Source organism: Acidianus sp. HS-5 (assembly GCF_021655615.1).
In the GTDB taxonomy this organism is placed as follows: Archaea; Thermoproteota; Thermoprotei_A; order Sulfolobales; family Sulfolobaceae; genus Acidianus.
Window position 1 is genome coordinate 814,828 of the sequence record NZ_AP025245.1, and the last position, 13,254, is coordinate 828,081.

The 13,254-nt window shown below is 35.7% G+C and carries 14 protein-coding genes; 9 read left to right on the top strand and 5 right to left on the bottom strand.

Annotation, left to right across the window (positions count from 1 at the left end):
* Positions 1–115: 115 nt before the first annotated feature.
* Genes HS5_RS04315 through HS5_RS04325 form a run of 3 tightly spaced genes read left to right on the top strand, consistent with a single transcriptional unit; the run spans position 116 to position 1,355 of the window.
* Positions 116–439: a ribbon-helix-helix domain-containing protein gene (locus HS5_RS04315; protein WP_236752938.1), complete on the top strand. Its 324-nt coding sequence runs from the start codon at positions 116–118 to the stop codon at positions 437–439.
* On the top strand, positions 396–566 hold the full coding sequence (locus tag HS5_RS04320; protein WP_236752939.1) for a hypothetical protein: 171 nt from the start codon (positions 396–398) through the stop codon (positions 564–566). Before HS5_RS04315 ends, HS5_RS04320 begins: the two co-directional genes overlap by 44 nt.
* A 24-nt stretch (positions 567–590) precedes the next feature.
* Positions 591–1,355 carry an MBL fold metallo-hydrolase gene (locus HS5_RS04325; protein ID WP_236752940.1) on the top strand — a complete coding sequence of 255 codons (765 nt, stop codon included), beginning with the start codon at positions 591–593 and terminating at the stop codon, positions 1,353–1,355.
* A 278-nt stretch (positions 1,356–1,633) separates the two neighbouring features.
* On the opposite strand, the gene HS5_RS04330 is transcribed toward HS5_RS04325, so the two are convergent.
* From HS5_RS04330 to HS5_RS04345, 4 genes are all read right to left on the bottom strand, one after another.
* Entirely contained in the window at positions 1,634–3,529 is a 1,896-nt protein-coding gene (locus tag HS5_RS04330; RefSeq protein WP_236752941.1) for an APC family permease, read from the bottom strand.
* Between the two features lie 220 nt (positions 3,530–3,749).
* Positions 3,750–5,711 (bottom strand): acetate--CoA ligase, encoded by a 1,962-nt coding sequence (acs, locus tag HS5_RS04335; protein ID WP_236752942.1) that lies wholly within the window; start codon positions 5,709–5,711, stop codon positions 3,750–3,752.
* Between the two features lie 40 nt (positions 5,712–5,751).
* Positions 5,752–6,831, bottom strand: coding sequence for a glucose 1-dehydrogenase (locus HS5_RS04340; protein ID WP_236752943.1), 1,080 nt, complete (start codon positions 6,829–6,831; stop codon positions 5,752–5,754).
* Positions 6,832–6,915: 84 nt separating this feature from the next.
* Positions 6,916–8,487 carry a hypothetical protein gene (locus tag HS5_RS04345; protein WP_236752944.1) on the bottom strand — a complete coding sequence of 524 codons (1,572 nt, stop codon included), beginning with the start codon at positions 8,485–8,487 and terminating at the stop codon, positions 6,916–6,918.
* 164 nt (positions 8,488–8,651) lie between these two features.
* Here HS5_RS04345 and HS5_RS04350 point away from each other — a divergent pair, with 164 nt between their 5' ends.
* The 6 genes from HS5_RS04350 to hjc all read left to right on the top strand — a co-directional run bounded on the left by HS5_RS04350 (position 8,652) and on the right by hjc (position 12,522).
* Positions 8,652–9,557, top strand: coding sequence for an NAD-dependent epimerase/dehydratase family protein (locus tag HS5_RS04350; protein WP_236752945.1), 906 nt, complete (start codon positions 8,652–8,654; stop codon positions 9,555–9,557).
* Positions 9,544–9,765, top strand: a complete 222-nt coding sequence (locus HS5_RS04355; protein ID WP_236752946.1) for a hypothetical protein — start codon at positions 9,544–9,546, stop codon at positions 9,763–9,765. The genes HS5_RS04350 and HS5_RS04355 overlap by 14 nt, the downstream gene beginning before the upstream one ends.
* Before the next feature lie 36 nt (positions 9,766–9,801).
* Positions 9,802–10,341 (top strand): hypothetical protein, encoded by a 540-nt coding sequence (locus HS5_RS04360; RefSeq protein WP_236752947.1) that lies wholly within the window; start codon positions 9,802–9,804, stop codon positions 10,339–10,341.
* A gap of 77 nt (positions 10,342–10,418) precedes the next feature.
* A complete protein-coding gene (locus HS5_RS04365) occupies positions 10,419–10,916 on the top strand; it encodes a hypothetical protein (protein WP_236752948.1) in 498 nt (165 codons plus the stop codon).
* 37 nt (positions 10,917–10,953) lie between these two features.
* Complete coding sequence (locus HS5_RS04370; protein ID WP_236753463.1) at positions 10,954–12,075, top strand: ATP-binding cassette domain-containing protein; 1,122 nt, start codon at positions 10,954–10,956, stop codon at positions 12,073–12,075.
* 24 nt (positions 12,076–12,099) lie between these two features.
* Entirely contained in the window at positions 12,100–12,522 is a 423-nt protein-coding gene (gene hjc, locus HS5_RS04375; protein WP_236752949.1) for a Holliday junction resolvase Hjc, read from the top strand.
* On the opposite strand, the gene HS5_RS04380 is transcribed toward hjc, so the two are convergent.
* Positions 12,464–13,231: an Lrp/AsnC family transcriptional regulator gene (locus HS5_RS04380; RefSeq protein ID WP_236752950.1), complete on the bottom strand. Its 768-nt coding sequence runs from the start codon at positions 13,229–13,231 to the stop codon at positions 12,464–12,466. The two genes, hjc and HS5_RS04380, sit on opposite strands and share 59 nt — an antisense overlap.
* Positions 13,232–13,254: the final 23 nt, after the last annotated feature.

A 13,254-nucleotide genomic window follows, 5' to 3' on the forward strand; every position in this document is an offset into this window, starting at 1 on the left:
CTAAATTAATATGAAATTTTAGAGAAACAAGAGATTAACATTCAAGACAACTAAATAGACTATAAGCTTTTAGTCTGATATATTCTTAAATACTGAAAAGAGTAAAAGAGTAATTATGGGAAAACTTACTGTTGAGATCTCAGATGATGTAGAGAAAGAGTTAAGGACTTTCGTAGCTTTGGACGGCTATAGAAGAGGTAAATTAAGTAAAATAGTTGAAGAATCAATAAGAGATTACATTTCAAAACATAAGGTGAAAGTAGAAGGAGATGAAATAGAGTTCAACTTAAACGATCTTGAGAAGGATAAATTCTACTTAATAGATTATGATGGAGAAAAATATGCAATTCAAGTTACTTCTGATAATAAGATAAGGCTTTATGAGGTATTAGGAGTTGAAGATAAAACTGTGGAAGGCAGAAATAATTCTGGAAGTTAATTCTGAGGAATTAAAACCTTGCGAAGGAAAGATAATCCCTTCCTGGAGTTATAGGAAGATGAAGAATGTAAAATTCTTTATACATCAAGACGGAAAAGGTAACGTAAAAATAAAGAAAATAGGATAAATACTTTCAAGATAATTCTTACCCATGCCATGCACCGGAATACATGCAGCACCATCTGGTCCAATAGAATTTCCAGAGTTAGTTTACTCCTTCGTAGTCTGCGATGAGAAAGTAGTAATGATTGATGGGGGAGTTGCAAACAGTATTATGGATGTTAGCTTTCTTGATAAGCTAGACTACCTTGTAATCACTCACTTACACATTGACCACATAGGTTTAATTCCGGACATTGTAGAAACTTATAAACCTAAAATCCTAGTTTACGAAGGCTACAAAAAACATCTAGAAAACCCTGAAAAGATAAACGAGACTGCAAGACAGGTTTTAGGCGACCTTGTAGATACTTACGGAGAAGTAAAACCAATTAAGGGAGATATCCTGGAAGTTAAAGGAGGAGAGGAGATAAACCTAGGTAAGAACAAAATGAAGATATTTTACACTCCAGGACATGCTAAGCACCATATTTCTATAATGATAGGCGACGTGCTGTATACTGGAGATTCTGCGGGCGGAAGATATAATGGTACACCTTTTCCTACAACTCCCCCACCCCTTGATTTTGAAAAATACTTATCCAGCCTTGAGTTTCAGATCTCTCTAAAGCCTAAAGTTGTGGGACTATCTCACGGAGGTTTTGCTCCTTTTACCCACATGCAAGAGCTTTTAGAGCAACTTAAGAGTAATGTTAGAGTTGATATTGATATTGGAGGAATACAAGGAGAAATACTTAGGAAGCATTTGGAAGTAAACTATAAGGGGTTAGAAGAAGGGTTAAAGGCTAGGAAATAATGAACTTTCGTTTAAGTCCTAATAATTTGAGTTATGAAGATTTTTAAGTCCGATTTGCAGCCCTTGAAATTCATGAAGCCATAACACTTTTTCATTAACAAATTAACCTATCCGATGATGTAACTGTAGCACATAGTACTTGAGTAGTGCATCAACACCATATTTAGTATATTTTTGCATGAAAATAGGTATTTATCATTCCTCAGAAAAAAGCTAACTAAGTTACTTATATACTGCATTGTTTTTAAAGAAAAAATATTAATTTTTAAGAAAAATTCTTAAGGTTCTTTAGTTTCTTCGATTATATCTTCTATTGCTTCTGTTCTGAACCCAGACTTTACTGCTAAATAATGGAAGATGAGTACTATTATTGCTGCAATCACAACATCTGTTGGGAACGGTATCACTGGATTTAATCCTAAGGCTCCGAAGTACGAAAGCAGGAATATTGCAAATATGAAACCAAATACCCAATAGCTTGCCTTAATTTCTTTTCTTACATCTTCACTGGTGAATATCCATAATATCGTAATGTTGGCTAATGATAGACCTACCATCATTAGCGTGTAAAGTATTAAAGCTATAGTATTACCTGCAGAAAGTCCAGTAGTTGCAATATCAAAGGAGTATGCACTTAATAGAATTACTGCAAGATCAATAACTCCTAAAGGATATGCCATCTTTTTAGGAACTCCCAATCTAACTGCATAATAACCGAAGAATATTGGAAAACCTAAGAATATTGCAGTTACAACGTAAAACAGTGTAGCAAATCCAGACCAATATACTATTAATCCTGAAGCTAAAGTTGCTATAGGAGCTATTATTTTAGCTGCAGGTAACTTAAAGCTTCTCTTTAAGCCCGGAGCAGTTTTCCTTAAAGTTTCAAGTCCTATTCCTCCCATTATATAAGTAAATACTGTTGCAGAAGATATGAAACCTACTAAGGATTCCCAAGATGGAAATGGCAACATGAAGACTGCTGCAATTATTGTTGCCGCTATTAATGCGAAAACGGGAACTCTCGTCTTACCTACCTTTAAGAATAAACCTGGTAAGTATCCGTTGCTTGCGAAACCGTAAACTGTCCTTCCTGCAGTTCCTACGTAAATCCAACCAGTACCGCTAGGAGAAAGCACTGCGTCAATTAATAGTATAAAACTCCAGATTGCAAATAACGAAACTATAGGACCTAAAACTTTTGCTGAAGTCATGATCGTGTAGTAAGGCCCACTCACTAGGTTAGAGCTACCTAATGCAGTCCAGTTTCCAGGTGTTACAGCCTCAGTCACATTATGTACTTTTACAGTTACTAAAGACCAGTCAATAGCTCCAGTAAATGCTACTTGAAGTAATGTATAAATTAGTATTCCTATTATGAGTGCTCCTATTACTGCAAAAGGTATGTCCTTCTGCGGATTCCTTCCTTCTCCTCCATATTCTACTGCCTGCCTAAAGCCTAAGTAAGAAAATATAACTCCAGTAGTAGGTATTGCATAAAGTACCGGAGCGAAGCCAGAAAATCCTGAAGCATTCATTGATGCACTGGGGAAGAATCCTCCGCCCATTGTAAAGTTTGCAGGATGGAAGTAAAATGCCATTAAAAATACTACAGTAATTGCTGGAACTATTAGCTTCCACCAGCCTACTCCATGAGTTATTTTGCCCATTATTCCTACTCCTGCATATTGGAGAAAGAAGAAGAGGATTAGTATAATATACGCTGACACAATTCCTAACGGAGTTAATACTCCATTAGGATATATTAAACCCGGTATCAGAGCTGACAAGTAAGTTATAGTAGCAGTTGCCTCAATCGCAGGTACTGAAGCTGCAGATAAGAAATATGCCCAAGTTATAACATATCCCGTAACTCCACCGTGAGTATAATGAGGATACCTTACAATTCCTCCAGACTTAGGTATTGCTGCTCCTAATTCGCCATAAGCTAAACCTACAAACATTACTAGTATTCCAGCTACTACCCAAGATAATACTCCTGCACCGCCTGCATAAGATGCAGTATATAACGCCCCAAATAGCCAACCTGATCCTATTACTCCTCCTACTGATAAAAATAGTAGTTCCCATTTATTTAAACTTCTTCTCAGAAGTCTGTCTGAACCAGTTCCGTAATCTCTTGCTCCTCCGATCTGGCCTTTACTGTTAGACATAATAAATTTTCAAAATGAACTTTCTTAAAAACTTATCTATATTCTGCACATAGACTTATTCAGTGTAAATACAGAGAAGAGTTACTTTTATCTACATTTTACTAAAATTATAGATTTACATTGAAAGTGATAGATATAGAGTAAACAATTTTTAATCTAATTTAAAATTATCATCAACGCATTGAAAAGAAGGAAGAAAAATAGAAAAAGAAATTTCCTATTATTTTGAAACTTCTTTCTTAAACTCCTCAGCGGCCTTCTTTATTTCCTCCATAGATGCCTCGTCTTCCATGGTAGAAATATCTCCTGTCGATGACCCCATCATTACAGCCTTAATTACTCTCCTCATTACTTTTCCAGACCTAGTCTTAGGTAGTTTATCAACGAAATGAATCTTAGGAGAGACTATTGGTCCCATTACTTCTCTGACGTGAGCTTGAATATTCTTAGCTAACTCATCAGAAGGAGTATATCCTTCCTTAAGTACTATAAACGCATGAACTTCTTCACCTTTAACTGGGTCTGGAAGACCTATTACTGCAGCTTCTGCAACTGCAGGGTGAGAAGTTATTGCTGACTCAACTTCTCCAGCACCTATTCTGTGAGCAGCAACTTTTATTGTCTCATCTGCTCTTCCTAATACCCAGACATAACCATCTTCATCTACCATTGCATAATCTCCTGGGTAATAAATCCCTGAGAACTTAGAGAAGTAAGTCTTCTTTAACCTCTCGTTTCCAGAATCGTTCCACATGCCCATCATCATGTAAGGTGGGAACGGAGGTTTCATTACCAAATATCCTCTCTCTCTGGGTTTTGTTGGGTTTCCTTGATCGTCAAGTACTTCTACAAAGTTGCCAGGCAATGGATATCCTGATGCAGGACCGGATTTCATCGGCATATAAACTAAACCTGGTAAGTAACCTAAGTTTGGTGCGCCAGTTTCAGTTTGCCACCACTGATGGGACATGAAGACTTTTCCGCCCCCTACAACTTCTAATCCCCACTTCCAAGGAGAATAGTTTAATACTTCGCCATTAGTAACTATTACCCTCAAAGAGGAGAGGTCGTGAGACTTAACGTAGTCATCGCCATATTTCATGAATGCCCTCAATGCAGTTGCAGAAGTCCCAAAAGTAGTAGCCTTATACCTTTCTATCATTTCAGCCCACTTGTCAGGGTAAGGATAGTAAGGAGCACTCTCATATATTATTACAGTCCTTCCCATAACTAAGGGAGCATAAGTTATGTACGAATGACCAACAATCCAACCTATGTCAGATGTGTTGAATAGAACATCATTCTCTTGGTTTAAACCATAGCTCCATAAAAGCATTGTAGCAGTACCTACCAGATAACCTCCGGTGGAGTGTATTATTCCTTTAGGCTTTCCTGTAGTTCCTGAGGTGTAAAGGATAAACAATGGATCGTTAGAATCCATGGGTTCTGGCTCTATATACTTGAACTTACCTACATCATCAAAGTAAACATCCCTACCTTCCTTGAAGGAAACTTCAACTCCTGTCCTTCTGTAAACCAGAACCTTAGAAACTGGGGATTTATCTCCAAGCTTGTCTAATGCCTCGTCTACTATCTTCTTTAATTCTACTAGTTTTCCAGTTCTATAATAAGCGTCAGCAGTTATTACGACTTTGGCTTTTGCGTCGTCTATTCTATCAGCAAGAGCTTGAGAACCGAAGCCTGCAAACACTACGCTATGTATTGCCCCTAACCTTGCACAGGCAAGCTTTGCAAATACTCCTTCAGGAGTTAAGGGCATGTAAATTGTTACTCTATCACCTTTTTTTACTCCCAACTGCCTTAATGCATTAGCCCACCTATTTACTTCGTAAAATAAATCTTGATAAGTTACTATTCTCCTCTCCCCTCTCTCGCTTTCCCAAACTATTGCAGCCTTAAACTTCCTTGCTGAGTTTAAATGTCTATCAACTGCATTATAAGAAGCGTTAAGTTTTCCTCCTATAAACCATCTCGTTAAGGGATCTTCCTGCTTCATAGTTTCTTTCCATGGCTCAAACCAAGTTATTAATCCCTGAGCAAGGTCTCCCCAGAACTTTGCGGGGTTCTCTTTGCTGAGCTTAAACAAATAAGAATAATATCTCATGTTATAATCTGCTTTTTCCTCGAGCTTTTGTTCACTAATCTCTTGAGTTTCAACCATATTATATCGTATAAATATGCTTATACTTTCTTAAAAAAGATTACCATTTTATGACTGACTTTATTTCACCTTTTGGTTTATTTTCCAAAATTTCCTTAGAATCTTCTGGAGGTACTACGGTAGTTATCATCCTATTAAGTAAATCACCGTATTTCTCCTTCCACATGGTCAAGTAATTTACAGCAGACTTAAAGTCCCACTTGTTTGCGTTAACGCTACCAACTACTCCAATATTGTTTTCAACCATGAAAGTTACTAGATCGGCGTCTATTTGCACTTTATCTCCTGTCTGAGTTCCGAAAAGCACTAAAATTGAGTTCTTATTCATTTTATGCATTAAAGGAATAAAAGCAGAAGGAAAACCACTAGTATCAACAATAATGTCAGCTTTAGGTAAAGATTCAACTCCCTTAGTAGTGTTTATAAACTCTGACTCAGTCCTAGCGGAAACATATTCTTCGGCAGGTGATGGATCCCTTCTGTTTAGCATATAAACGTTAAAGCCGTAAGTCCTTAAGAGTAAGGAGAAGAATGTGCCTATTGGTCCGGTACCTACGACGTAAGCATTTCTGCAATCATAGGCCCCGTCTTCACAATTCCACACCATTCTCCTCTGTATTTGCATTACCTCTTCTATTGCCTTAACAACGTTTGAGAGCGGTTCCGTCAATACTGCAATATCTTTTATTGACTCCGGAACTTTAACTAAGTAAATTTCATCATCTACAAATTCCTCCCTCATGAAGCCGTTCTTACCTCTTATTCCTGCTTCAACGAAGTTCCCTGTTTCACAGAAGTCCTGCCTACCTATTTTACAGTTTAAACAAACTCCGCAGCCTCTCCTAACTACGGGCACTACGTAATCTCCTTTCTTTAGCTCCTTAACTCCTTCTCCTACTTCCTCAACTTGTCCGAAAGCTTCATGACCTAAAACTAGTTCGCTCCAGCCTTCTTGAGGCCTTACGAAGGACAGCTTATTTGATACTATGCCTCTATCTGTTCCGCACACTCCATTGTAAAGAGTTTTAACTAATACTTGACCTTTATCTACTTTTTCTTCAATATTCACATCTTTTACTTCCATTCCAAACTGATGAGGTTTAACAACTATTGCTTTCATAATATATACTCGTCAAGGAAGATAATAAACTAAAATTCTAGAGTAACCTATAAAAGAAAAAATCTCAAATAAAATAAAGGAAAATTACTTCCTTCTTTTAACTATGATAATTGCAACTGCTATTATAATAATGACTGCTGTTATTCCTAGAATTAGTAAAGTATTGGAAGTTGTTGGAGATGTAGGTGGTGTTGAACTTAAGGGCATAGTCGAACTTGGAGGAGTAGTTATGGGAGTATATCCGTAAACTATCAAATAAGTGCTAGCAGGGTCTGTAAATACTACAATGGTATTATTTACCATGAAATAATCACAGGAATTTAACTCAACTAAAGATCCATTACTCTCTTGTTCAAATACCGTAAACTTTTCATTACTAACTTTGCTTACGTTGAAAGTTACATACCCTCTTGCAGAAATATTTACTATTTGTGCCAGATAGTTTTTACCTTGTATAGTTAAATTACTCACTTCCACTGTGGGCTTTACTATGGTTACATTAACTATGTTGGAATGTATAAAACCTAAATAGAAGAGAGAAGAGTTTAATGAAAGCATTAAGAGTAAGCCTTTAGCATGACTTACGTAAACTTGATGCTGTATAACAACGTTAGCAGTAGTCTCTACACTGTTGTTTGAGCATATGCCTAAAATTACTGGAACTCCTTGGTGATAAACTATTGATATTACTGTTGGCTTCGGTAATGCTGGAGCGTTTGTTACGTGAACTATTAATACTTCTCCTGAAATGAAAGACGATTTTCCAAAAATTCCATGATATTCTGCATTTAAATAGACGGAATGAACGTAACCTACCGTAGTACCGTTAACACCGTAGAATTCCAGAGTTGTGAAGTTAGCCTTACCGCTCATTTGAGCACGCGGTAAATTTAGATTGCCTATTCCTAGTCCTTTCCACTCTATTGCTGGTGTCAACTTACCGCAGAAGTACGCAGTAGTAACTGCATAACCTTCTGTAGATGAGAAAGTAGTGCCGTTAGCAACAAAACATTCAGTGAATGGAGAGTACTTTCTCGGCATTTGTACGTGTAACGCGATAGATGAACTAGATTGAAACTCTCCTGAAATCTTCACTTGAACCAATGTAAGAGTAACATTTTCAGATACTGAGGAGTCCTGCTTGATTTCAAGTGATATGTTAGAGAATGATACGCCGTTAATGAACTGTAGAATTAACTCTCCTGAGCCGTTTATATATGAAATTGTATGAATAGAACTCTCGTTGAATCCTGCCCACACTATTTCTTCCATGCCTGCGGACAAAACTATTATCCTAGCTAACTGCGGTATGTCTGTTTTAACATATAGACTTCCATTAGCATAAGTAGAAACGCATATTTTACCGGTTATAGTATAGTTTTTCCCAGTTGTTAAAATATATGTTGTCTTATATTCATTTACTTGTACAGTTTTATCATTATTACTTAAATTTCCATAATATGTTGAATTACTAACTTGATATATTTCAGTAGATAAAATTCTCATTTTTTCACTATGTAAAAAACTTGAATATTTATTATATTCTATAGTATAACTGGTATTACTAGAGGGAACATACGAATTCGCAACGGATATAAAAAATAATATTGATGCTAATAATAATGCTATTATTATCCCTATAGGAAGTGCTTTCATGAGCTAAACTATCCTATTCCACTATTAAAAATAAGCTTTCCACGACAGGATAAAATGAGTGAAACAAAATAATTTCACTAGATTTTTTCGTTTTTTAATGAATATAAATCTAGACTTTTGCATAAAAATACTCAATCTCTTTAATTCTTATACTTACTTCTGTTATGGCATCTGTAGTTACAGGGGGAGCAGGATACATAGGGAGTCACCTAATAGATTATCTGATAGAGAAAGGAGACGACGTAATAAGTATAGATGATTATTCTTCGGGAAATTACACAAATACTAGGGCAAAAAACGTAAAGCTTGATTTAAGGTTAGCTTACCCTGAAATTCCTAAGGGAGCTATAATTTACCATTTAGCTGCCAATCCAGACGTTAGGACTTCGATGGATAATATTTACGACCATTTCGAAAGGGATGTTAAAACAACGCTGAACATTATGGAGATGGCAAGAAAATATGACGCTAAACTTGTTGTATTCTTTTCTTCCTCAACAGTATACGGCGAAGGAAGAATACCAACTACTGAAGCCGATAAAATTGATCCGATTTCAAATTACGGGCTCTTTAAAGTTATGGGAGAGGAAATACTTAGCTTTTATGCAAGAAATTACGGAATAAGAGGGATTTCATTAAGATTAGCAAACATTACTGGGGGCAGGGTATCTCATGGTGTAGTTATAGATTTCATCAAAAAGCTGAAGAAAAATAAGGAAACGCTAGAAATCTTAGGCAATGGAAAACAGAGGAAAAGCTACCTTTACATAACTGATTTGCTTTCCGCCTTAGATGTTCTAGTTAAATACTTTAAAGGTTTATATGACGCCTTTAACATCGGGAATGATGATTGGGTAACAGTAGACGAAATAGCAAGAATAGTTGAGGAAGAGATGAAGCTTTCTCCTAAACACGTCTATGTTGATGCAGGAGAAGGAAGGGGTTGGAAAGGAGATGTTAGGTTTATGCTCCTTGATATTTCAAAGATAAAGTCTTTTGGTTGGTTACCAAAATATTCTTCTGCACAAGCAATAAGATTAGCAGTGAGGGATGTACTTGATAAAATATAAACTAATGGGAATAGGATTAATTCTTCTTTCAGCTTTAGTTATTTACTTAGCTTTTTCGATCTTTTTCCTAGGATTGAAAATAAAACTAGGAAGTTATGAAGTATCTCCTATAATAATAAAAACTATAAATTTCGCAATAATTTTCCTAGTTTTTGTTTATATAGCATATGTCGGATATATTATGATTTTCCATGCTCAAGAAAAATAGGGAAAATTTCTTAAAGTTAACAGTAAATTCTTACATATGCCATTATCTAAAGATGATAAGAGAAAGCTAATTTATGCAATAGTATTCTCAGTAGCATCTTATGCAGTAGCTGCAGGACTAGCTTTAGGCACTGCTGCCTATGCATTAAGCATTTTCACTGATCCAGTAGTTACGCTGACTATTCCGCTAATAATAGTAGCAATAGGAATACAAGCAATAAATGCTAAGAACGGACCCCTTCTAATTTTGATAATAAGCGCATTACTTTACGCAATATCTGGCTTAATATTCCTAGTTCCTACATTCGTTGTTGCTGGGCTTGTAGTTGAGGGAATATCCAGGATAGTAGGCTATAGGTCTTTTAAAGCAGTAATGATAAACACTACATTGGCTGGAGGCCTAGTAGGAGTTTTTAGCGTAGTTTTTGGATTGCTTTTCGTACCTTCTACTGCATCGCAGTTTGCCTTAGATTTAATGCTAGCATTTACTGGAATATACTTCGTAGAATCTGCAGTAATGGGAATTGTATCTTATTACTTAGGTAGTTTCCTTATAAAATCCGGTGTATTACATTGAAGACATCTTTTTTATATTCAGTATTTTTTTCAGTCTTAATTTTTATATCCACTTATATCTCGCTAGGAATTTATTCAATGATAATTACCATAGCGATGCTATTCGGGAAAAAAGGAATTTTCATTACGGAAATTGCAATAGCAATACTCTCATACTTTGTCCTATCTTATTTCGGCAAAGCTTACCTTTATGTATTTACTGTTAGGGCAATTACTTACATCAACTTATATTTTGTAGTCTCGGAACTCGTAGATAAATCCACTGTCCTCGACGCGCTAGGAGAGAAAGGAGTCCCAATCATAATAGCATTAGCTTATTACCCTTACTTCTTTCAACTATCCTCAGAAGTCTCATTTTACGCCAGAGCTAGAGGAATGGGATTTAACCCAATAAAAATTTCAAGACCTTTATTAGTGGAGATGATTAAAGTTGCGGAAAACCTTTACGTTGCATATACTGTCAAACTTTTTGGAAAATACTCTGGAAAAAGAAATTTAAAACCAAGAACATCAGATATAATACTGCTTGCTGTAGGGTTTGCAGTACTTACCATGTCAATAATTTTTCCGTTATAATTCTCTGCATTATTAATAAATCCTTGACATCTAAAGAATACTAGTGCTTAGTATAATCAGTAACAGAGGTACTGTAGAAGTAGATAAAAATGAGATTGTAGGCTTACTGGGTAAAAACGGAGCTGGAAAAACTACGTTAATAAAGTCAGTATTATGCGAATCTCAAAATCAAGTAATGATAGACGGAAGAGACTTCTGTGAGGATAGGGATTACAGTAAAATTTCTATCGTTCTGCAAGAGCCTTATTCCCAGATTTTAGCTGAAACTGCAAAAGAGGAGACTGAGCTTCTCTCTAGGTATCATAAAGTTAATGAGGAAATCGTTAAAAACATAATGGGAGAATACTATGATAAGAGATTTCTTGAACTGTCTGACGGATATAAGAGGAGATTTGTAATTTCTACTACCTTAGCTTCCATGCCAGAATACGTTTTACTCGATGAGCCTTTTGCAAATTTAGATAAGTATTCAAGTGATGAAGTAAAGAAAATAATTCCAAAAGGAAGTTTGATTACAGAACATAGAGTTAAAGAAATAAGGGATATTGTAGATAAAGTTTACATTCTAGAAGATAAGATTATGGGTGTAGATAAGGAAAAACTTTACGACGAGAATTTCCTAAAATTCCACGGACTGAGAGGATTTAAGCTCTCAAAGATTGAAAGCAGTCTGGGTAAGGAAATCCTTGATGTACGAACTCAAAAGGCTAGAATAAAAGTGAAGGAAAGCGAAGTCCTTTGCTTAATAGGAAGGAACGGTGCGGGAAAGACTACTACTTTAAAACAATTAGTAGGTAAAGTCTATGTAATTTTTCAAAATCCAGATCTTCAATTCTTCTGCACTACGGTCAAGGAAGAAGTGAAGAATAGAGAGGAAGTCTTATCTCTTTTTAATTTAAAGGATAAAGAAGATAGAAGTCCTTACACTTTAAGCTACGGAGAAAAAATGAGGGTTTTAATTGCCTCAGCTTACGCGTCAGGAAGAAAAGTAATAGCTTTAGATGAACCTAGCGTAGGAATGGACGGAAACTCATTACTTTCATTTTATGAAATGATTAAACTTTTAAAAGAAGAAAAAAGAGGGATAATTATAGCTACTCACGATGAAGACATAATAAACATGTGCGATAGCATAATTAATTTGGACGAGAGCTTTTAATTACTTCTTGCAAATTCTATTCACGTGAATAAGACAATAGGTAGAAACGCGGAAAGAGAACTGGTCAAGCTTCTCAGGGGATACGGTTTTAACGCAGTAAGAATACCTACCTCGAATTCTTCACCTAATCCTTTGCCTGATGTGTTTGCAACTAGAGGTTGCATTTTACTCTCAATAGAAGTAAAGAGCACTTGGCAGAGGAAAGTTAAAGTCGAAGAAATACAAGTTAGGAAAATCCTAGACTTCCTAAAAATGTTTCCAATGGAAGGTAAGGCATTAATAATTGTTAAATTCAAAGGAGGAAAAGGATGGAGAGTAAAGGAAGTTAATGAGAAGAAAGATGAGGAAGTTAATGAGGAAAATTCTATTCCTTTAGAGGACTTCTTACTTAGCTTACAGAATAATTTATTGCAATCATCAAGTCAGCATCCTTATCAAATTCCCTGAATTTGAAGAACTCCTCTTTTACTTCCTGTAAGGAATCTCCCACATTAACGAATATTCCAGAATTATCGTCACTTATTTCCCTAAACATTTGCTTAGCAAAGAATTTTCTCCCGACCTCTACGTTATGAGTAAAAACTGCATACATAATTAAATCGAGCTTAGTCAAGTCTACCTCTGGAATTAACCTAATGAAATTCCTTGAATACAAATACCTTATATGTCTCCTAATAGTCTTTGAGGAAACTTTCATCCTATCTGCTAAATACATACTGTCTAGAGTGGGCTCTTCCTTTATTATCGAAACCAACTTAAGGTCAAAATTTGAAGGAACATACAGCTCTTGTTTGGGTACGTAAATCATTTTGGGGTATCCTAAGTTCTCGCTCATGTCATCAATTCTCTTCTTTAGATCATCTAAACTATTACCTTCAATTTCATAAATGTTTGTTTCCTCTAAGCAATTGACCTTAAAAACATACTCTCCATCCCAGTCCTTTTGATTTTTGAAAGCGACATATGCATGATATTTTCCGTAAAAGTTTGGGTTCACGTATAGTGATACCCTCTTTATTACCTTATCTTGAATTAATTTGTCTACTCTGTAGTTAACTGCTGGAGAAGAAATACCTATCATTTTAGCTATTGACCTTTGAGACGTTCTATAGTCCTTTAACAGATAGAACAAGATTTTCTTGTTTATTTGATCCATACTTTAATATAGTACTCATTAAA